This is a genomic window from Streptomyces sp. NPDC085866 (assembly GCF_044541035.1).
Classification (GTDB): Bacteria; Actinomycetota; Actinomycetes; order Streptomycetales; family Streptomycetaceae; genus Streptomyces.
The window spans coordinates 446,737-468,254 of record NZ_JBITSQ010000004.1; the positions used below are offsets into that span (position 1 = coordinate 446,737).

Annotated in this window: 9 protein-coding genes and 1 pseudogene; 3 read left to right on the forward strand and 7 right to left on the reverse strand. The window is 69.7% G+C overall.

Annotated features, from left to right (window positions below; genetic code table 11):
- Window positions 1-559 precede the first annotated feature (559 nt).
- Window positions 560-808 carry a hypothetical protein gene (locus ACIF83_RS12100; protein WP_399725972.1) on the forward strand — a complete coding sequence of 83 codons (249 nt, stop codon included), beginning with the start codon at window positions 560-562 and terminating at the stop codon, window positions 806-808.
- 9 nt (window positions 809-817) lie between these two features.
- On the opposite strand, the gene ACIF83_RS12105 is transcribed toward ACIF83_RS12100, so the two are convergent.
- Genes ACIF83_RS12105 through ngcE form a run of 3 tightly spaced genes read right to left on the reverse strand, consistent with a single transcriptional unit; the run spans window position 818 to window position 4,146 of the window.
- Window positions 818-1,741: a carbohydrate ABC transporter permease gene (locus ACIF83_RS12105; RefSeq protein WP_386575683.1), complete on the reverse strand. Its 924-nt coding sequence runs from the start codon at window positions 1,739-1,741 to the stop codon at window positions 818-820.
- A 4-nt stretch (window positions 1,742-1,745) separates the two neighbouring features.
- A complete protein-coding gene (locus ACIF83_RS12110) occupies window positions 1,746-2,672 on the reverse strand; it encodes a carbohydrate ABC transporter permease (RefSeq protein WP_386575684.1) in 927 nt (308 codons plus the stop codon).
- A 28-nt stretch (window positions 2,673-2,700) separates the two neighbouring features.
- Entirely contained in the window at window positions 2,701-4,146 is a 1,446-nt protein-coding gene (gene ngcE / locus ACIF83_RS12115; protein ID WP_393473663.1) for an N-acetylglucosamine/diacetylchitobiose ABC transporter substrate-binding protein, read from the reverse strand.
- A 413-nt stretch (window positions 4,147-4,559) separates the two neighbouring features.
- Between ngcE and ACIF83_RS12120 the strand changes: the two genes are divergently transcribed.
- Complete coding sequence (locus tag ACIF83_RS12120; protein ID WP_399726301.1) at window positions 4,560-8,303, forward strand: GH92 family glycosyl hydrolase; 3,744 nt, start codon at window positions 4,560-4,562, stop codon at window positions 8,301-8,303.
- Between the two features lie 57 nt (window positions 8,304-8,360).
- On the opposite strand, the gene ACIF83_RS12125 is transcribed toward ACIF83_RS12120, so the two are convergent.
- Window positions 8,361-11,627 carry a GH92 family glycosyl hydrolase gene (locus ACIF83_RS12125; protein WP_399725976.1) on the reverse strand — a complete coding sequence of 1,089 codons (3,267 nt, stop codon included), beginning with the start codon at window positions 11,625-11,627 and terminating at the stop codon, window positions 8,361-8,363.
- Between the two features lie 340 nt (window positions 11,628-11,967).
- Window positions 11,968-12,728 (reverse strand): annotated as a pseudogene (locus ACIF83_RS12130) (cellulose binding domain-containing protein); the annotation flags it as partial.
- Between the two features lie 355 nt (window positions 12,729-13,083).
- On the opposite strand from ACIF83_RS12130, the gene ACIF83_RS12135 reads away from it, so the two are divergent.
- A complete protein-coding gene (locus ACIF83_RS12135) occupies window positions 13,084-15,753 on the forward strand; it encodes a SpoIIE family protein phosphatase (RefSeq protein WP_399725979.1) in 2,670 nt (889 codons plus the stop codon).
- Window positions 15,754-15,801: 48 nt separating this feature from the next.
- Here the strand turns inward: ACIF83_RS12135 and ACIF83_RS12140 are convergent, their stop codons facing one another.
- Both ACIF83_RS12140 and ACIF83_RS12145 read right to left on the reverse strand, forming a co-directional pair.
- Window positions 15,802-18,246, reverse strand: coding sequence for an ATP-binding protein (locus tag ACIF83_RS12140; RefSeq protein ID WP_398138466.1), 2,445 nt, complete (start codon window positions 18,244-18,246; stop codon window positions 15,802-15,804).
- On the reverse strand, window positions 18,243-21,515 hold the full coding sequence (locus ACIF83_RS12145; protein WP_399725982.1) for a hypothetical protein: 3,273 nt from the start codon (window positions 21,513-21,515) through the stop codon (window positions 18,243-18,245). The genes ACIF83_RS12140 and ACIF83_RS12145 overlap by 4 nt, the downstream gene beginning before the upstream one ends.
- Window positions 21,516-21,518: the final 3 nt, after the last annotated feature.

Below are 21,518 nucleotides of genomic sequence, written 5' to 3' on the forward strand. Positions count from 1 at the left end.
GAGGCCGCGAGGCCGCGAGGCCGCGAGGCCGCGAGGCCGCGAGGCCGCGAGGCCGCGAGGCCGCGAGGCCGCGAGGCCGCGAGGCCGCGAGGCCGCGAGGCCGCAGCAGCGTACGACTCGGGGGTCGGCGGACGAGATTTGCGGCTGGCGGCTGGCGGCTGGCGGCTGGCGGCTGGCGGCTGGCGGCTGGCGGCTGGCGGCTGGCGGCTGGCGGCTGGCGGCTGGCGGCTGGCGGCAAGACCGTAGGGCCGGGAGACCTGCAGCGACGTAGAACTTGGCGCTGACGGCAGCGAGACTGCGGCCGGCAGCAAGACCGCCAGACCAGCGGCAGCAGACCGCGAGACCTCAGGGCCGCCAGGCCGGCGGCAGCGTAGGGGGGCCGTGGCGGTGGAGGGCTCGGGGGGGGCGGGCGGCGGCCTCTGCCTCGGCGGGCTGGTGCTACCGCTTCCCGAAGAGCGGTGGCCCGGGTGTGCGGCAGGATGGGGCTGTGCTTCCGGAGCGACTGTCGTGGTGCGACCCGCGGCCCATCCCCCGGTTCAACCGGCAGGAACCGGTGACCGTGATCGTTCGTGACCCCGCGTTCCACGAGCCGGGGGACGAGGACGACTGTGTGCGGGTCTGGTACGCCTGCCGGACGCACGGGCGGCCCTACCTGCACGAGGGCTGCGGGGAAGGCGCCCACCTGATCGCGCTGCACTGCGAGGCACACGGGCCCGAGAACCTGTGGCCGGACCCGCGCATGCTGATGTTTCCGGACGGCTTCACTCCCCCGCTGAGTGAGGCCCAGCTGAGCTGGGCCCGCTCGTGAGGACGCTTCCTACTTCAGCGCGCCGGCGGTCAGGCCCGCGACCACCTGGCGCTGGAAGATGATGTAGGCCGCCAGGACGGGCAGCATCGCCATGACCAGCCCCGCGAAGAGGCCGGACCAGTCGCCCTTGTAGCCCTGGCTGACCGCCAGCTGGACCAGGCCCTGGGTGAGGACGCGCTTGTCGGGGTCGGTGTTGAGGACCGTCGGGAGCATGTACTGGTTCCACTGGCCCAGGAAGTTGAAGATGCCCACGCTGATCAGGCCCGGCTTGGCCATCGGCAGCATGATCTGGAAGAACGTACGCGTGTGCGAGGCGCCGTCGACGAAGGCCGCCTCCGCCACCGAGGTGGGCAGCGTGCGGAAGAAGGCGGTCAGGAAGAACACCGTGAACGGCAGCGAGTACGCGATGTAGACCAGGATCAGGCCGTGGATCGTGTTCAGCAGCCCCATGTTGTTCACGACGTAGAACAGCGGGACCAGCGCCAGCATGATCGGGAAGCTCATGCCGCCGATGAAGAGGTAGTAGATGAAGCGGTTCCCGGGGAAGTCGAAGCGGGCCAGGACGTAGGCCGCCATGGAGCCGAGGACCAGGGTGCCGATCAGCGAGCCGCCGACCACCAGGATGGTGTTCAGGAAGTAGTCGCTCATGTTGGCCTGGGTCCAGGCCCGCGACCAGTTGTCGAAGTGCAGTTTGTCCGGCAGGGACCAGGGCGAGCCGAAGATGGCACTGTCGTCCTTGAAGGACGTCATCACCGCCCACAGCAGCGGCATGACCACCATGATCGCCCACAGGATCAGCATGCCGTGGGAGAAGACGTTGAGGACGCTGCCCTCTTTCTTCTCGGCGGCCGGCTTCGCCGACGGCACGTCGACCTTGGAGACGGTCGCACCGGACTCGGCCGGCAGCGGAGCGGAGGTCTCGGTCGTCTTCATCGCTTCAGTACTCCAGCCGCTCGCGACGGCCCAGCCGCATCACGATCGCGGCGAACGCGAGCGTGACGACGAGCAGGGCGACGCCGATGGTGGTGGCGTAGGCGGCCTGACCGTCCCGGAACGCCTTCTGGTACACGTACAGGACCATCACGGTGGTCGAGTAGTCGGGACCGCCCGGCCCGGTCGTCATGATCTGTACGACCGCGAACGACTCGGCGCCGAGCGCGAGGATGCCCATGTAGACCCAGCCGGACTGCACCGTGTCCCACAGCAGCGGCAGGGTGACGCGGAAGAACGTGGTGGCGCGGCTCGCGCCGTCCAGCAGGGCCGCCTCGTACAGCTCGGCCGGGATCGACGCCATGCCCGCCGAGAACAGGACCACGAAGAAGCCGACCGTGGACCACACGAGCACCGCCATCACGCACCACAGTGCGAGACTCGGGTCGCCGAGCCACAGCGGCTGGACGCTGTCGAGCCCGATGCCGCGCAGGAGTGAGTTGATCGCGCCGCTGTCCGGGTTGTACGCGAAGGCGAACAACAGCGACACGATCGCGATCGACAGGACCTGCGGGAAGAAGTAGACGATCTTGTAGAAGGACGAGCCCCGGACACCCGAGATCACGGGGCCGCCCCTTCTCCGCCGTCCGCCCACATTGATCATGAAGGCGAAGAACAGCGCCAGACCGAGTGTCACCAGTGGCAGCACCAGGGCGAAGAGCAGACTGTGCTGCAACGACTTCCAGAAGATGTCGTCATGGAACATCCTCTTGTAGTTGTCGAAGCCGACCATCTTGAATTCGGGGCTGAGGCCGGTCCAGTCCGTGAACGAGTAGTAGATGGACTGGATGAACGGCCACACCACGAATAGCGCGTACAGTCCCAGGGGCAGTGCCAGAAACCCCACGATGAACCGGTACTTGCCGTGCTGCATCGCCACTCCGGTGCGGTAAAGGTGCTGGTTACTGGTGCTTGTAGTGCTTGATCGAGGTGTCCTTGGCCGCCTCGTCGGCAAAGCCCTGGATCTTCTTGATGGCCTCGGCCGGGGTGAGGCGGCCGGCCATCATCTCGCCGAGACCGGCCACACCGATCTTCTCCTTCTGCAGCTGCACATACCAGTCCTGCAGCCGCGGGTTCACCACGTTGGATCCGGCCTTGTCCAGCGCCGCCACACCCGACTTCAGACCCGGGGTGAGGCTGATGCCGCTGGTGCCGCCGTTGTACGCGGTCAGCGACTTCACCTTGGCGGTGAAGTTCTTCGAGGACGCCTCGGAGAGCATGATGCGCAGCTGCTCCATGCCGCCCTCGGCGTTGGCCGCCTTGGCCGGCACGACGAAGGGCTCACCCCCGGAGGCCCAGATGGTGCCGAACGGCATCTTGTCCGAACTGTCGATGCCGGTGGGCGCGGACACCGCGAGGTTGAAGTCGGCCGGGATGACGTTGGCCGACTCGTTCTCCACCCAGGAACCGTTCGGGATGAACAGCGCCTTGCCCTTGGCCCAGGCAGTCTGCGACTGGATGTGGTCCAGGCCCGGGGTGCCCTTGAGGATGTAGCCCTTCTTGTAGAGCTCGTAGTAGGCATCGAAACACGCCTTGACCGCCGGGTGCTTCCAGGCGTTCGGCTCCAGGTTGTCGATGGCGTCGAGCACCTCGCGGCCGCCGACCTTGCCGATCATCGGGTACAGCGAGAACGGGAGGTAGTACGGGTACTTGCCCGCGTACGTCCAGCCCGCCATGCCCTTCTTCTTGGCCTTCTCGCACACGGCGAGCATCTGGTCCCAGGTCTCGGGGTACTCCGCGTCGAGGGAGTCCAGCGCCTTCTGCGAGTACCAGACGCCGTAGACCGTGTAGGCGTAGTACAGGATCCAGACCGGCTTGCCGTCGAACTGCCCCATCTCCACGATGCCGGGGCGCAGCGTGTCGCGGACCTTCTTGCTCGGGTCGTCGTACGACGGCGCGTCCAGCAGCGGGGTGAGGTCCGCCAGCTGGTTCTTGCCGACGAGGACGCCCATGTCCATCTGCTCGGCGCCGGAGTTGTCGATGAGGTCCGGCGGGTTGCCCTGGTTGAAGCGGGGCTGCAGGGTGGACTGGATCTTCTGGGTGGCGGAGAACTTCACCGTCGCCTTGGGGAAGTCCTTCTGGTAGATCTTCACGGCGTCCTGGGCGTACTCCTTGCCGAAGCCGCCGTCGAAGAGGACGAACTCCATCTTCGCCGTCTCGTTGACGCCGAGCGGGTTCTTCGCGGTCTTCTTGCCCGCCTTCGCCTTGTCCTGGCCGTCGCCGCCGCTGCTCGCGCAGGCAGACAGCAGACCCATTCCGGGGGCCGCCACCAGACCGAGGGCGGCCGAACGCTTGATCAGATCGCGGCGGCCGACGCCTTCGCCACCGTGGTGCGCAGTGGATCCCATGCTCAAGTCCTCGCCTTCTCCAGGACTCAGGCGGTGAACCGGATCCTCCCCGGCACCGCTGTCGGGTAGTGCAGGGTCATGCGGGAAACGCCGACAGGTATAGTCCACTTCCCGCCAGCGGAGCAAGATCGAATGCAAGGTTGGCGATGGGTCTTTTCCGAGTTGAGACCTCTCGGAAATATGAGCGACCTGTGGGTGTCGTGGCGGAAAAATTGGCGACATAGGCCCCTGAATGCCACACCCAACACCCTTGACATCAAGGGCCACTTGACCACCTACTGGTTCCTGCGCATCGAAGTTGACAACGTTGTCCAGAGCGGGCGCAGGAGGGGAATCCGTAGATGCAGCGCAAGAGGCAGCGGAGAACTCGGCACAGATACGGTCCGGCGGTCGTCCTCACGGCCGCCTTTGTCATGGCCGTCGGCGCGCAGGGCGCCGCGGTCGCCCAGCCGGCCAAGGCCGCGGCCACCGACCAGGAGTTCGCATCCTCGTTCGAGGCCGGTGACCCGGCGCCGGACTGGTTGAACACGGTCGACACGGCGCCGGACGGGAGCAAGCGCGCCTCGGGCGTGGACGGCGGCTACAGCACGGGCATTCCGGGCAATGTCACCGACCATGTGACAGAGGTCCGGGCCAGCGGCGAGAACGAGGGCGCGGGCGAGGTGAAGGAGAACCTCGTCGACGGCGAGCCCGGCACCAAGTGGCTGACCTTCCAGCCCACCGGCTGGGTCGAGTTCGACCTGGACAAGCCCATCAAGCTGGTGACGTACGCGCTCACCTCCGCCAACGACTTCGACGAGCGCGACCCGAAGGACTGGACGCTCAGGGGCTCGACGGACGGCAAGGACTGGAAGACGATCGACACCCGCTCCGGTGAGTCCTTCTCGGAGCGCTTCCAGACGAAGTCGTACGACCTGGCCGAGCCGGCCGAGTACCAGTTCTTCCGGCTGGACGTGACGCGGAACAACGGCGCCTCGGACATCCTGCAGATCGCCGACATGCAGTTCTCGACCGGCGGCGGGGGCGGCCCGGTGCCGCAGGACATGCTGTCGCTGGTCGACAAGGGCCCGAGCGGCTCGCCCACGGCCAAGGCCCGGGCCGGCTTCACCGGCAAGCGGGCCCTGCGCTACGCCGGGCGGCACACGGCGGCCGGCCGGGCATACTCGTACAACAAGGTCTTCGACGTGAACGTGAAGGTCGGCGCCGACACCCAGCTGTCGTACCGCATCTTCCCGTCGATGGCCGACGGCGACCGCGACTACGACGCCACCAACGTCTCCGTGGACCTGGCCTTCACCGACGGCACCTATCTGAGCGACCTGGGCGCGCTGGACCAGCACGGCTACCCGCTGTCGCCGCGCGGGCAGGGCGCGGCGAAGGTGCTCTACGTCAACCAGTGGAACAACGTGCTCTCGCGGATCGGCTCGGTGGCGGCCGGCAAGACCGTCGACCGGATCCTGGTGGCCTACGAGTCCCCGGGCGGCCCGGCGAAGTTCCGCGGCTGGATAGACGACGTGGCGCTCAGGCCGGTGGCTCCCGAGAAGCCGAAGGCGCATCTGTCGGACTACGCGCTGACCACGCGTGGCACCAACTCCAGCGGCAGCTTCTCACGCGGCAACGACTTCCCGGCCACGGCCCTTCCGCACGGATTCAACTTCTGGACGCCGGTGACCAACGCGTCCTCGCTGAGCTGGCTGTACGAGTACGCACGTGCGAACAACGACGACAACCTGCCGACGATCCAGGCCTTCAGCGCGAGCCACGAACCGAGCCCGTGGATGGGCGACCGGCAGACCTTCCAGCTGATGCCGTCCGCCGTGCCCGGCACCCCGGACACCGGCCGTGAGACACGGGAGCTGGCCTTCCGACACGAGAACGAGACCGCGCGGCCGTACTACTACGGCGTCAGGTTCGAGAACGGCCTGAAGGCGGAGATAACGCCGACCGACCACGCGGCCGCGCTGCGCTTCACCTACCCGGGCGACGACGCGAGCGTGCTGTTCGACAACGTCACCGAGCAGGCGGGCCTGACCCTGGACAAGGAACACGGGGTCGTCACCGGCTACTCGGACGTGAAGTCGGGCCTCTCCACGGGCGCCACCCGGCTGTTCGTGTACGGCGTCTTCGACAAGCCGGTGACGGACGGCTCCTCCAGCGGGGTCAAGGGCTATCTGCGCTTCGACGCGGGCGCCGACCGTACGGTCACCCTGCGCCTGGCCACCTCCCTGATCAGCGTCGACCAGGCGAAGGACAACCTGCGCCAGGAGATCCCGGACGGCACGTCCTTCGACACGGTGAAGAAGCAGGCCCAGCGGGCCTGGGACGGGCTGCTCGGCAAGGTCGAGGTGGAGGGCGCGACCCCGGACCAACTGACCACGCTGTACTCCAGCATGTACCGGCTGTACCTGTACCCGAACTCCGGCTTCGAGAAGGTCGGCGGCAAGGACCAGTACGCCTCGCCCTTCTCCCCCATGCCGGGTCCGGACACCCCGACGCACACCGGCGCGAAGATCGTCGACGGCAAGGTGTACGTCAACAACGGCTTCTGGGACACCTACCGGACCACCTGGCCGGCGTACTCCTTCCTGACGCCGTCTCAGGCGGGCGAGATGGTCGACGGGTTCGTGCAGCAGTACAAGGACGGCGGCTGGACCTCGCGCTGGTCCTCCCCCGGTTACGCCGACCTGATGACCGGCACCTCCTCGGACGTGGCGTTCGCCGACGCGTACGTCAAGGGCGTGCACTTCGACGCGAAGGCGGCGTACGACGCGGCGGTCAAGAACGCGACGGTCGTTCCGCCGTCCTCGGGCGTGGGCCGCAAGGGCATGAGCACCTCGCCGTTCCTCGGCTACACCAGCACCGACACGCACGAGGGCCTGTCGTGGGCGATGGAGGGCTACGTCAACGACTACGGCATCGCGAAGATGGGCGAGGCCCTCTACAAGAAGACGGGCGAGAAGCGCTACCAGGAGGAGTCGCAGTACTTCCTCAACCGCGCCCGGGACTACGTGAACCTCTTCGACCCCAAGGCGGGCTTCTTCCAGGGCCGGGACGCCAAGGGGGCCTGGCGCGTGGACTCCGCGAAGTACGACCCGCGCGTGTGGGGCTACGACTACACGGAGACCAACGGCTGGGGCTACGCCTTCACCGCCCCGCAGGACAGCCGGGGCCTGGCCAACCTGTACGGCGGCCGCACCGGCCTCGCGGAGAAGCTCGACGACTACTTCGGCACCCCGGAGACCGCCTCGCCGGACTTCGTCGGCTCCTACGGCGGTGTCATCCACGAGATGACCGAGGCCCGGGACGTCCGGATGGGCATGTACGGCCACTCCAACCAGGTCGCGCACCACGTGATCTACATGTACGACGCGGCCGCCGAGCCCTGGAAGGCGCAGGCGAACGTCCGCGAGGCGCTGTCCCGGCTGTACACCGGAAGCGAGATCGGGCAGGGCTACCACGGCGACGAGGACAACGGCGAGCAGTCGGCCTGGTACCTCTTCTCCTCGCTGGGCTTCTACCCGCTGGTCATGGGCAGCGGCGAGTACGCCATCGGCTCCCCGCTGTTCACGAAGGCGACCGTGCATCTGGAGAACGGCCGGAACCTGGTGATCAAGGCGCCGCGCAACAGCGCGCGGAACGTGTACGTGCAGGGTCTGAAGGTCAACGGCCGTCCCTGGACATCGACTTCGCTCCCCCACTCGCTGCTGGCCAAGGGCGGGGTGCTGGAGTTCTTCATGGGGTCCAAGCCCTCGACCTGGGGCACGGGCAAGAACGCGGCACCGGTGTCCATCACCCAGGACGACAAGGTGCCGACGCCCCGTGCGGACGCGCTGAAGGGTGACGGCGCCCTGTTCGACAACACGTCGGCGACGAGCGCCACGGTCACCTCGGTGGACCTGCCGGTCGGCGCCGCCACCCGGACCGTCCAGTACACCCTCACCTCGTCGGCCGACCACACCAAGGCGCCGACCGGCTGGACCCTGCAGGGTTCCACGGACGGCACGACCTGGAAGACCCTGGACCACCGCTCCGGCGAGTCGTTCACCTGGGACCGCCAGACCCGGGCGTTCACCGTCGCCGCACCGGGCTCGTACGCGAAGTACCGCCTGGTCCTCGACGGCGAGTCGACGCTGGCGGAGGTGGAGTTGCTGGCCTGACCGCGGCACGGAAGAGGGGGCGGGCCCGCTCGGGTCCGCCCCCTGTCGTGTGTGCGCTCAGCCGGTGGCGAGGGTGAACACGTGCAGGTCCGTGTTCTCCGGCAGCCGGACGCTCCTGACGGTCTTGCCTGCCGGTGCCGCGAACGGCTCGGTGGCGAAGACGTATGTCGCCACCGGGTCCTTGTCGGCGCCCGCGACGTTGCGGTACGCGGTCTTGGCGACGACCTCGTTGCCGTACTGGACGGTGCCGCCCCCGCCGCCGACGGTCCAGTCGGTGAAGGAGAGGTCGACGGTGTCGGTGGTGCCGTCGGTGTAGGTCACGGTCGCCTTGGTCTGCTGGTTGCCGTTGACCGCGCTGCCGATGAAGGACAACCGGGCGGAGGGCTTGGCGAGTTCGATGGTCTGGCCGGTGGCCGAGGCGTTGTCGGGGCGGGCCGCGGACGAGGCCGGCCAGGTGAAGGTCAGGCCGTCGACCGTGCCCCGGCCGCCCGGGGTGAGGCCGGCCGCGGCGAGGGCCTGGCGGGAGTAGCTCCAGCCGCCGCCGTCGTAGTCGGCCTCGTCGTGCTCGCCCTCGTCGTCGGAGACGCCGGTGTTGTTGTAGGCGGCGAGCAGGGTGCCCGGTGCGGCCACGGTGAGGGAGACCGGCTGCTCGTAGGAGGTGTCGCCGGAGGTCACCGTGACCTTGACGGCGTAGAAGCCCTGGGTGGCGTCCTCGGCCGCGGTGAGGGTGATCTCCTGGGAGCCGTCGGTGACCGTGCCCTCGGCGGGCGTGGCGGTCACTCCCGAGGGGGTTTCGACCCGGAAGCGCACCTCCGGGCCGGTGCCGCCGCCGAGCGCGAGGGCGCGGACGCCGAGCTTCGTGCGGTCACCGGGTGCGACCGTGGCGGCGGTGGGGCCGACACCGATCTGGTACGGCTGCTCGCCCTCCCGGAAGGAGGGCGGCGGGGAGGCCGCGCCCCAGGTGCGGTCCGGGGTGGTGGCGAGGGTGTAGTCGAGGCGGCCGCCGTCGCGCACGAAGGAGGCGGGCAGCCAAGGCCGTTCGCCGACCCGCCCGTTGACCTTCAGGGACCGGATGTACGGCGCGTCGGCCGCCGCCCCGGTCGCGTGCACAGAGATGTCGTTGCCCTGCGGACGGTCGATCTCGATGCGCTCGAACAGCGGTGAGGCGAGGACGAGTTCGGCCCGGGAGGGCACCTGCGGGTACATGCCGAGCGCGGAGAAGACGTACCAGGACGACATCGCCCCGAGGTCGTCGTTTCCGGGGATGCCGCCGGGCGCGGTCGACCAGAGCTGCCGCATCGCCGCACGGACGGTCTCCTGCGCCTTGTAGGGCGCGCCCGCGTAGTCGTACAGGTAGGGCACGTTGACGGACGGCTCGTTGTCCAGCTCGGACTTGGTGCCGCCCTGGCCGGTGAAGGCCCAGCCGCCGTCGCTCGTGTGGAAGAAGTCGTCGAGCCGGGCCAGCGCCTTGTCCGTGCCGCCCATCGCCGCGAACAGGCCCGCCGGGTCGTGCTGGACCATCCAGGTGTACTGGGCGGCCGTGCCCTCCACGAAGCCGTTGCCGGTGTCGGGTGTGAAGCCGGTGACCCAGCTGCCGTCGGCCCTGCGGTTGGCGACGTAGCCGCCGCTCCGGTCCGCCGCGATGTTGAAGTTGTTCTGCCACCACTGCGCGCGGCGGGCGAAGGCGGCCGCCGTGTCCTTCTCCCCTGCCGCCATGGCGAGTTGGGCGAGGGAGAAGTCCGCGGTGGACATCTCCAGGGTCTCGGCGGCACCGCCCCAGGCATTGGAGACGCTGGGCATGTAGTGCAGCTTGAGGTACTTGTCGAGCGACGGGCGCTGGCCCACCGACAGCACCGGCTTGCCCGCCGCGGACAGGTCCTGCTGCGTGGGTACGGTCGCCGCCCGGACCAGCGAGTGCAGGGCGCCCTTGAGGTCGAAGCCGGTGCCGCCGAAGGCGTGGATGCCGGCCAGTGCGGTGGGCGACGGGTCGCCGTTCATGACGTGGGTGCCGCTCGCGCCGTGCAGCCAGCGGTCCCAGATCCCGCCGTTCTGACCGGCGAGTTCGTACAGCGACTGGGCGATGTCGGAGCCGGTGCGCGGGTCGAGGAGGGTGAGCAGCTGCACCTGGTCGCGGTAGACGTCCCAGCCGGAGAAGGTGCCGTACTGCGCGCGATGGCGACGGTCGACGGTGTGCGGCCGGCCGTCCGCGCCACGGTATCTGCGGTCGGCGTCGCTGATGACGTTCGGATGCAGCAGGGAGTGGTACAGCGCCGTGTAGAAGGTGGTGCGTTCGGCCTCGGTCCCGCCGCCGACCCGGACCGCGCCCAGCCGGTCGTGCCAGGCCCGCCGCGCCGCGTCCGCGACGGCGTCGAAGGAACGGCCCGCCGGGTTCTCCGCGGCGAGGTTCGCCTCGGCGCCTGCCTGACTGACGTAGGAGATGCCGACCTTGACGTTCACCGGGCCGGTTCCGGGCGCGAACTGCACATACGCTCCGGCGCCCTTGCCCGCGACCGGCCGGCCGCCGTGCGAGAAGCCGCCCGTACCCCCGGAGGCCTGCAGAGAGCCGGGGCTCAGCCTGTCGTCCTGCCAGGTGCCGGTGGCCGTGAACGCCCGGTCGAAGCGGGCGGTGAAGTACAGCGTGTAGTAGGAGCGTTGGCCCTCGGGGTCGAGGTAGCCGCAGAAGTTTCCGGAGGTGACGGAGCCGGAGACGGTGCGGGTCGCCGGGTCGACGGTGACCGTCGAGTCCGCCGAGCCCACCTCGGCGTTGGCGGTGCGCACGAGCAGCGAGGCGGGCTTGTCCGCCGGGTAGGTGAAGCGGGCCGAGCCGGTGCGGGTGGTCGCGGTGAGGTCGGCGGTGACGCCGGAGGCGAGGCCCACCTTGTAGTGGCCGGGCTCTGCCGTCTCGTCGGAGTGGCGGAAGTCCGCTGCGTAGACGGCGTCCTTGGTGTCGTTCGCCGGGGAGGAGGTGACCTCGCCCGCGTACGGGAAGAGCGGGATGTCGCCGCTGCCGCCCGCGCAGCCGGTGCCGGACATGTGGGTGAGGCTGAAGCCGCGGATGCGGGTGGCGTCGTACTGGTAACCGCCGGGCGCGGCGGTGCGGGTGGCGTCGCCTCTGGTGTTCTCCGGGCTGAAGGAGAACATGCCGAACGGCACGACGGCGCCCGGGAAGACGTTGCCGCCGTTCCTGGTGCCGATCAGCGGATCGACGTACGGGGTAGGGTCCTTGACGAGGCCGGGGGGAGCTGCGGTCGCCGCGAGGGCGGGGGTGGCACCGCCGGTCGCGAGCACCGCGGCCAGCAGCAGGGACGTGGGACGGAATCGCATGACGCGGCCCTTCCTCCTGACGGACGGGTCGCGCACCACAGGTCGCACAAGCCGCAGGGACAGTAACGCGCGCCACCCGTAGCACGGAAGACCGCGTTCGCCCCGGCGGGCGCGCGCCGGGATCACTCGGTCGGGCTACCCCAAGTACCTTGACATCGTTGTCGGTTGAAGCGGTAGAGTCATGTACAGACCATACGACAACGTTGTCGCGCACCACAGGGCAGAGGCCCGCCCACGGCCTCGCCGTCACAAGCCAGCACCACCCGGGCAGGGACTCACCCCCTCGCCTGCCCGGCTCGCGGACCCGGTGTGCACGGCCACCGGGTCCGCCCAGAGCGGCTCAACCGACCTGACGGGGAAGGATCGTGGAGTCGTCACCGCCGGAGCCCCGGACGACATGGCCGAAGGTCGTGCTCCGCCCCGGACTCGGCGAGCCGTCCCGGTCCGCGTTGTGGACCGTCACACCCTGTCCGGTGCACGTGGCGTTGCCGTGCCAGAGGCCGGACACCACCTGCCCGGCGGGCGGCGCCCGATCGACCATCCAGCCGAGCATCGGGGCGTCACCGCTGTCGGTGACCGTCACCTCGGGCCGGTGACCGCCGGGCCGGGTGCCGGCGGTCCGGCTCGTCGCGGTACAGGTGCCGGGCGGGGGGGGTTCGGTGGGGTTGCCGGGGTCGTGGACGCCCGCGACCTCTCCGCTGCCGCCGTCGAAGACGACGCCGGACCAGGAGTAGCAGGAGCAGGAGCAGGAGGTCTCCGTACTGTCCGAGCGCTGTCAGACCATGTGGATGATGTGCCGCCCCGTCCTGCCCGACGGGAGCTTTCCGGCCCAGGAGCAGTCGGCCTCGACCGTGCCCGGGGTGCCGCTCAGTGGCGGGTGGTCGACGGTGAGGAACGGATGGCCCTCCAGTCACCGGCCGGTCGTCGCGGGCCAGGTCGAAGCCGGTGAAGTCGGGGTTGCCGCCGCTGCACGGCCTGCCGTCCGGCACGAGGCCGCGGGTAGCGGCCTGCGCCGACCGGGCGGAGCACCGAGAACCAGTCATGGAACGACGTGGTGCCGCCCGACTGCTGCGCCGCCTTGCGGGCCGGGCGGGCGTCTCGGGAGGCCCGCATCGATTGCCGCAGGCATGACATTTATGCCCTCGGTGCGTTCTCAGTCGTACCGTAGGAAGACAGGTGCGGGAGCGTTCGCGCGATCCGGGCGGGTTCCGGTCCGCCCGGGCCGCGCCAGGGCCCTCAGGAGCCGTGGGAGCGCTCCCAGCCCTTGTGCGCGAAGCTAGCGCACACGGCGTCAGGTGTAAACGCCTGACGTCGGCGTTGTGACACACGGACCGGCATACCGGTCGGGATGTGATGTCCATCGCTTGGACCAGCCGTAGTCACTCAGAAAAGCCGGTGCTAGAAATATCGCATGTGGGACCTTTTGGCCCGATTCAGGCACCTCTCAAGGCGTGCGATGGTCGGCAAGAGCCCTCGTAGCGTCGCCGGGCAGGTCTTCGTCCTGCAGGTGGCGCTGGTGGTGGTGCTCGTGGTCGGCGCCGTCTTCGCCCTCGTCCTGCAGTCGGAGCGTGACACCAGCACGGAGGCCAAGCGGCGGTCCATCGCCGTCGCGCAGACCTTTGCGCACTCTCCCGGCGTCCTCCAGGCCCTGCAGACCGCCCAACCGTCGAAGGTGCTCCAGCCGCTCACCGAGGCGGGGCGCAAGAGCGCGGGCGTCGACTTCATCGTGGTCATGGACACCAAGGGGATCCGCTACACCCACCCCATTCCGAGCAAGATCGGTCATCGGTTCGTGGGCCGGATCGGGCCGTCCCTGGCCGGGAAGGTCTACACCGAGAGCGTCCACGGCCCGCTCGGCCACGAGGTGCAGGCGACCGTGCCGATCAAGGACGACCACGGCAAGGTGGTCGCCCTCGTCTCCGCGGGACTGAAGGTCAAGAACGTGGCCAGCGAGGTGAACCGGCAGCTGCCGATCATCCTGGCCGCGGGGGCCGGAGCGCTGGTGCTGTCGACCGGCGGGACGGCCCTGGTGGGCAGGCGGCTGCGGCGGCAGACCCACAGCCTGGCTCCGGCCGAGATGACCCGGATGTACGAACACCACGACACGGTGCTGCACTCGGTGCGGGAAGGTGTGCTGATCGTCGCCGACGACGGACATCTGCTGCTGGCCAACGACGAGGCCAGGCGGCTGCTGGAGCTGCCCCCCGAGGCCGAGGGACGCAACGTGCGGGAGCTGTCGGTCCTCGACGCGGAGATGGTGGAGCTGCTGGTCTCGGGGCGCGAGGCCACCGACGAGGTGCACTTCGCCGGTGGACGGCTGCTGGCGGTGAACCAGCGGCCGACGGACCGCGAGGGAGGCCCCAGGGGAACCGTGGTGACGCTTCGGGACTCCACCGAGCTGCAGGCGGTGTCCGGCAGGGCGGAGGCCGCCCGGGAGCGGCTCGAGCTGCTGTACGACGCGGGACTGAGCGTCGGCACCACCCTCGACGTGGTCCATACGGCCGAGGAGCTGGCGCAGCTCGCCGTCCCACGCTTCGCCGACTTCGTCACCGTGGACGTGGCCGACGCCGTGCTGCACGGAGAGGATCCGGCCCCCACGGCAACGGACATGCGACGCGTCGCCGTGAACGGCATCCGGGACGACCACCCGCTCTACGAGAAGGGCCGGCTGATCGACTTCCTGCCCTCCACCCCGCAGGCGCGCGGCTACGGCGCCGGCCGCTCCGAGCTGGTGACCGACCTGTCGACCGCAACGGGCTGGCAGGCGCAGGACCCGAAGCGGGCCCGGCAGATCATCGACTTCGGCATCCACACGCTCATCGCCGCCCCGATCAAGGCCGGCGGTTCCGTGCTGGGCATGGTCAACTTCTGGCGGTCCAAGCGGGACACCTTCGACGAGGAGGAGCTGTCGCTCGCCGAGGAGCTGGTGGCCCGGGCCGCGGTCAGCATCGACAACGCCCGCCGGTACACCCGCGAGCACGCCCTGGCGGTCACCCTCCAGCGCAGCCTGCTGCCGCGGGCCCTGCCCGAGCAGAGCGCCCTGGAGGTGGGCTACCGCTACCTCCCGGCCCACTCGGGTGTGAGCGGCGACTGGTTCGACGTGATCCCCCTGCCGGGGAGCCGGGTGGCGCTGGCCGTCGGAGACGTGGTCGGGCACGGTCTGCACGCGGCCGCGACGATGGGCCGGCTGCGGACCGCGGTGCACAACTTCTCCACGCTCGACCTGCCGCCCGACGAGCTGCTCAGCCATCTGGACGACCTGGTGGGCCGCATCGACCAGGACGAGTCGGCGTGCGCGGAGTCGGCCGGTGACATCGTCGGCGCCACCTGTCTGTACGCGATCTACGACCCGGTGACGCGGCGCTGTGTCATGTCGCGGGCCGGGCACCTGGCGCCCGCGCTGATCCACCCCGACGGCAGCGTCACCTTCCCCGAGCTGCCGGGCGGGCCGCCGCTGGGCCTCGGCGGCATGCCGTTCCGGACGGCCGAGCTGGAGCTCGCCGAGGGCACCCAGCTCGTCCTCTACACCGACGGGCTCATCGAGGACCGCAGGCGCGATCTGGACGTGGGCATGGAGCTGCTGCGCCAGGCGCTGACCGGGCACCCCGACCGGACGCCGGAGGACAGCTGCCAGGCGGTGCTGGACGAGCTGCTGCCCGAGCGGCCCAAGGACGACGTCGCCCTGCTCATCGCTCGCACCCGGGCGCTGCCGCCCGAGAACGTGGCCGACTGGGACGTGCCGCGCGACCCGGCCGCCGTCTCGGGGATGCGTGGCGCCGTGTCCGAGAAGCTGGAGGAGTGGGGCCTGGCCGAGCTGGGCTTCGCCATGGAACTGGTGCTGAGCGAGCTGATCACCAACGCCATCCGCTACGGCTCCGACCCGATCCACGTCCGGCTGATCCGTGACCGCACCCTGGTCTGCGAGGTGGCCGACGGCAGCAGCACCTCGCCGCATCTGCGCTACGCCGCGACCACCGACGAGGGCGGCCGGGGCCTGTTCCTGGTCTCGCAGATGACCGAGCGCTGGGGCACCCGCTACACACCCCAGGGCAAGGTGATCTGGGCCGAGGTGGCGCTGCCGCACTTCACGGAGCTCTCGGACTTCTCGGACTTCTCTGCCGACTGACGGGGTTCATCAGAAGTCCGCTGAACGTGTCCAGGCCCGCCTCCGTGTTCAGGCTCGCGGAAGCAGCAGCTGAAAGTGTGCGCCCCGCAGGACGGGGTGCCCCAGTGCGCGCGACCGCACGCTGAGGTCGCCATCGACACCGCGGGCCAGCCTGCGAGCGTTGTACAGACCAAGGCCGCGATCCGGCCCTCGGCTCGACTCCCGCTTGCGGAACACCACGTGCTCCGTCCCTTCGACGTAGGTCAGACCAGGACCGCTGTCCTGGACGTCCACGACGAATTCCGTCCCCAGAGGCGTCACCGTCGCCCGTACGGTCTGCTCGCCATGCCCGGTGCAGGCCTCGGCCGCGTTGGTCAGCAGTTCGTAGAGGATGACCTGCAGGCTCTGGGCGGAGACGGCGACCGGGGAGCTGTCCGGTGCGTGGATCTGCAGCTTGATCTCGGGATAGTGCGCGGCGAACGACTCTTCCATCTCGCCCAGCGTGGCAGTGACGTCGGAGACTCCGTCCACCGGGGCCGCCGGGAGTTCGGTGCTCCCGGCGATCAGTTCGTTCGCGGCTGCGGTCAGCTCCTCGGGTTTCGTGGTGGGTGTGTCGGCAAGCTCCCGGTAGCGTCGCAGCTCGGGACGCAGGGCGTGCCGGTACAACCGCCAGTCCCCGGAGCTGAGCGGCCGGCCGTTGCCCTCGCGGGCTGCTGTGGCCTCCTCCGTCAACCTGAACAGGGCATCCTGTACCTTCCGGTCTGCTTCACCGGCAAGGACCAGAAGGACACCGCAGCGGTCGAAGTGAACCTCCTCCTCGCCGGCTCTGACGACCAACGGCAGTGCCTCAAGCCGGGCCAGGCCCCGCCGGATCTCGGATACGTGGCCGTTGTCGGCCATCTCGTCCCCCGCGATCGTCGCGGCGCTCAGCAGGATCTCGTCGAGGGTCACCGTCTGTCCCGGGACGGCCGCCGACAAAGCGGCCCAGAAGGCGACCTGGGCCGCCGGGGAGTCGGCGATCGGGCTGAGCACCACCTTTTCGACGGTCCTGGCGAACTGCGGGTCCTTCGACCAGCCGCGTACGTCGTCGTAGGCGCTGCTCTGCGACCGTTCCACTCGCTTCTTGCGAGCCAGGAACTCCAGGAAGAGGTGGAGCAGCGCCGGGTCGTCACCCACCTGGAATGCCAGGGCGTCCGCCGTCGTCAGGTCCCCGAGACCGGCGAGATCGATGATCCAGCGCAGGACATGCCATCGCTCGCCGGGCTCACTGCCGATCAGTGTCTCCAGCGAGGCGACCGACCCGCCGGTGAACGCGGCCAGCGGCCATTGCCGTCCGAGGACCCTCAGCAACTGCAGGCGTACGTGGGAGCGCAAGGTGACCAGCTCGACGAGGTGTCCGAGATCGAGCACCGCACAAGCGCCCCGCTCAGGCGCGTCGGCTGCCGACAGGGAACGCCCAACCGCGATGTAGGGCTGCTGCAGACTGAGTTCCGGCCTCTCCCTGGTCTCCGGATCGGCAATGAAGAGTTCCGCCCTGTCAGCGGGGCGGAACCGGGAGATCTCAGCTTCGGCGAATACCCCGGTGATGGTCGCGAGATACCCTCCGTCGACGCGATGCACCGAGACCGCAGGAGATTCCTCCGGCCCCGTGCCGAGGAGCCGGGCGAGCGCACGGGCGAACTGGGCGGCGGCTGCCTCGGTGTTGTCACCAAGGGCTTCGAACGCCTCCAAGAGTTCCTGCCCCCGCTGGTCAGCAGGGGCCCAGCGCTCGTAGGTCCGTGGTCTCAGCGCCGCGTTGAGATGCCACTGCATGACCTCCGAGGGAGATTCCGCGACATGCGACCAGCCGCGCAGCGGCGGCACGCTCTCCGGTCCCGGGCGTGGTGAGGCCCCGCTGGCCAGAAGTAGTTCCACCGCTCGCAGTTGCCCGGCTTCCAGCAAGGTGCTGACACCGCGCAGGGCGTCCGACTGCCAGCCCAGTGCGTCGTCCCACTCCCCAGCCCGTCGGGCGGCCTCCTCGCAGCGCGCGCGCAGCGTCGCCCGTTTTTCGCGCAGGCTGTCCCGCAGCGCGTCCTCTTTCGCCTGCAGCCGCTCCTGGACCTGCGGCCACGACCGCTCGCAGAGCGCGATCAGCGCGCCTCGGTCCAGATCGAAGTCCACCTCGGCGGCCCCGGCCCGGTCAAGGAGCTGCTGCACTGTGCCCAGCAGGTTCTGCAGGCATTCCGCCCGGCGTCGGCGCAGCCGGGTCCGCAGTTCGTCGATCTGTGCCGTCTCCAGGGACTGGCACTCGGCGAGTGCCTCCTCCACGACCTGGAACTCGCCGGTGGAGATCAGCCCCAGGAAGGTCTGGTACTCGTTGCCGTCGGCAGCGATCCCCTCCAGGCCGAGGAGGGCCAGATCCTCCGGGGAGGTGACCCGACCATCGGAGAGCGCCACCAGCAGTCCGGGGAATCTGAATCGGCCGGACCACAGGGCGAGGGCTTCCGTCAGGAAGGTGTCGGTCTCGTTCGTCATCCTTCGGTCCTCCTCCTGCTCTGCGCCCTGTGCCACTGGGCGAGCGGATCTAGCCGGTCCAGCAGGGCGAGGAGTGGTGACGCATACGGGCGGGCCAAGCCATTCGCCTCGCTGAACAGGGCGTCCCACCTCGCTGCGATCAACTCTGCGAGCTCGGCGCAGTGGTCCAGCTCGACAGGATGGCCCAGGGCGGAGCCGCGCTCCCTCGGCAGGGCTGTGAGAGACCTCGCGCGACGCACGATGTCCTCGATGGTCTCCAGGAAGGTGCGCTGGTTGCCCCACTGCATATCGGGTCGCCCGCCGTCGGCCACGATCTGGTCCAGATGGCGACGGACGTGCGTGGGGAGGCCGGCCTGCATCCGTACGCACTCCTCGGCGCCGGCCTCGGCCGCCGCCCGTATCCCCGACAGCAGCCCGTCCTTGGCGAACAGCTCCCGATGCAGGAACTTTCCCGAGTCGAAGGTGAATCGGTGCAGCCGTTCCATCCGGTTGATCCGGTCGACGAGATCGGCCCACTGTTCGGCGGTCTCGCTGAGTTCCGTCATCCGCGACAACTCGGCGTCCAGCAGGGCGAGCGGGAGCGGGCCACGGCCGCTGGGCCCGCGGTGACGCTCGGCAGCCGCGGCGAGGTCCTGCCACGCGGGTGGCAGCTTCTCCCTGAGCAGTTCGAGCGCGGCCAGTCCTCCGTCCGGAACGGCGCGCAGCAGTGTCTCGGCAAGTCCGCCGGCGGCACCCACCGCCTGCGCCCGTACGTCATCGCAGTAGGCCAGTTCGAGCGCCGCGTCCACCAGGACCGTGCTGAGGGGGCCGGTCTCGATGGCCGCGGCTGCTGTGCAGGCGGCGGGGGGCACTGTCCCCTCGGAGTCCCGCAGCAATCGGCCCATCAAGGCGGCCTCGACGAAGGCACGGCGCTCCCAGGCGTCGGCGACCAGCCAGCCGGCCCAGCGAGTCCACTGCTCTCCCCTGCTCTCACGCTCCTGGATGAGGGCCGCGGCCACGACCGGCCGGAGGTCCTTGGAGGCGACCTTCTTCTGCTCCCAGACGCGCAGCACTCCCCACAGGTCGTCCACTTGGCGAAGGCGCGCGGCAACGGTCTCGGCGTAGCGCACGCCGCCCCGCTCGGCGCCTGCGTCGACGAGCAGTGACAGCGCGACGGCGGTGGCACCGCTGAGCCGCCCGCCTGGCTGCACGGTGCTCTGGGGCTCGGCGCTGCGCTCCGCGACGACGCCGAGTTCCGCGGCGATCCGGTTGGCCGCTTCCGCGCCTCGGACATGGACGCCGACGTGGCTGGTCCGCTCGGAGGGCCGCTCGACGCGCCGACGGTCGCTCAGCAGCGACATGCTGCCGAGGACCGCTTCGTCGTCCCAGACCGCGGCGCGCGCCCCGGCCCGCTCGTCACGGACCCGCAGACCGCGACGGACGAGATCCTTCAAGGCCGACTGCGCGGTGGGGTTTTCCGGGCCCCGGGTGCCGGGCCTGATCAGTTGTACGGCCACGCCTTGGTCGATCCGCTTGGCGAGCGCCACGATGAACCGTTCGTCGGAGGCGTGGGCCCCTTGGACGTCGTCGGCCAGCACCAGGCGTCGGGACGCGGTCTGCAGGGCTTGCTGAAGGAGGTCTCGCGGTGCTCCGTCCTCCAGGATCTCGACGACGGGGTCCCCCTCGGTCGCGCGGTGCAGCGCGTCGGCGAGCACGGCATGGTGTTCCGCCCAGCTCTCGGCCCACAAGGCACGGGCGGCAGGGTCGTGGCGAAGCAGGTCGAGCCGGCCCTCGTCCTCGCCCGGTGGCGGGGCGGCGGCTGCCGGTTCGGCGCGCCGGGCTTCCGTCGCGGTGGCGAAGCGGCCGTCCTCGATGAGGATGCGCTGCCCGAGCTGCCAGTAGGGGAAGGACTTGCGGGCCCAGACCAGCAGATCGGTGACGCACTGCGGCCTGCTGTGCGGCCCGTCCTGGGCGATGCCCTCGACCAGGAGGCCCACTTCTCCACGCTTGTCCCGGACCGTGCCCACATCGAGCGGGCTGTGGGTACCGATGAATGCCCGCTGGTTGTCCTGGATCACCAGACAGGCCGAGGTACGGGCACTGCGGTCGGTGAACAGGACCCGGGGACGGTGGTGTGCCTCCAGGTCGAAGAGCGCGGTGCTCACCCGGTCGGGCAGCGTGTCGCCGTCCCTGCGGCCCCACAGGAAGACAAGCTGTACCCCGCGTGCGAGCGCCTTGCGCAGCAGGGGCAACAGCCCACTGAGGGCCGCGTAGTTGATGACGGGCGCGGAGAAGACCAGCTGGGTCGTGGCGGACTGGATCAGGTCCTCGACCGTCCACTGGTGGCCGGCCGCATGGGACACGACGGTGACCGCCGCCTTGCTCTGCCCGATGTCGGCGATCCGGGCGGACACCCGGCGGGAGAGGTCGGCAAGGAACCTCTGCCTCTCCTCGACCTTTTCCTCCTCCGTGCGGGACAGGTTACCGACGGCTTCGCCCATGCGCCGCAGCAGACTCTCGGCGCTTTCGGCGGGCACCAGCTGAGGCTGTGCTCTTCCCCGCAGTGCGCGCACGAACTGGTGCTCGGGCTGCCGGTCGGCAAGGTCGGCCAGATGCTGGCGCATGCGTTCACCGGCTCGCGCGTTCCAACCGGGCTCGTCGACGAGCCGGACCGAGAACCTGTCGGTGTCGGGGTCCAGGGACACCTGTGCGTGCGCGCTCAGCCACCGCAGTTCACTGGCCGGGCGCAGCACGGGACTGCTGAACCCGACGTCGAGGACGTTCTGCCGGAAGCCCCTGGTACGGCGGTCGTTGCGAATGGCGGTCTGGACCGCCCTCAGGAGTTCGGCGGCCGGTACGTCGGTTTCGCTCAGAACCTGATGGAGCGGAACCTTGAGGCTGCTCTGCGACGGTCTGCGGATACCCTGATCGGCTGGGAAGACCCGGCCTGTCACAGGTTCGAAAAGGAACTGCCGGTGCTCCTGTTTCGTGGCGCTGTCACGCAGCGATCCGCCAGAGGTGATCACCTCCCTGGCTCCGTCGGTCAGTTCCAGGCTGCCGTCGGTGAAGTCGACCATGACGTGCCCCTTGCGCCAGAGGCTGTGGACCACGTCGAGAACGAGTCTGCGAGGCAGCGAGAAGAGTTCCGCCTGGTCCTCGACGGTGGTGCGGCCGGCCGCAATCGCTTTCGCGACCAGGTCCTCCAGCGTGGTGAGTCCGTCTTCGGGTCCCAGGAGCAGGGACAACGTGACCAGTCTGCAGGGGATGGCGAGTTCGACTTCCTGTGCCATGGT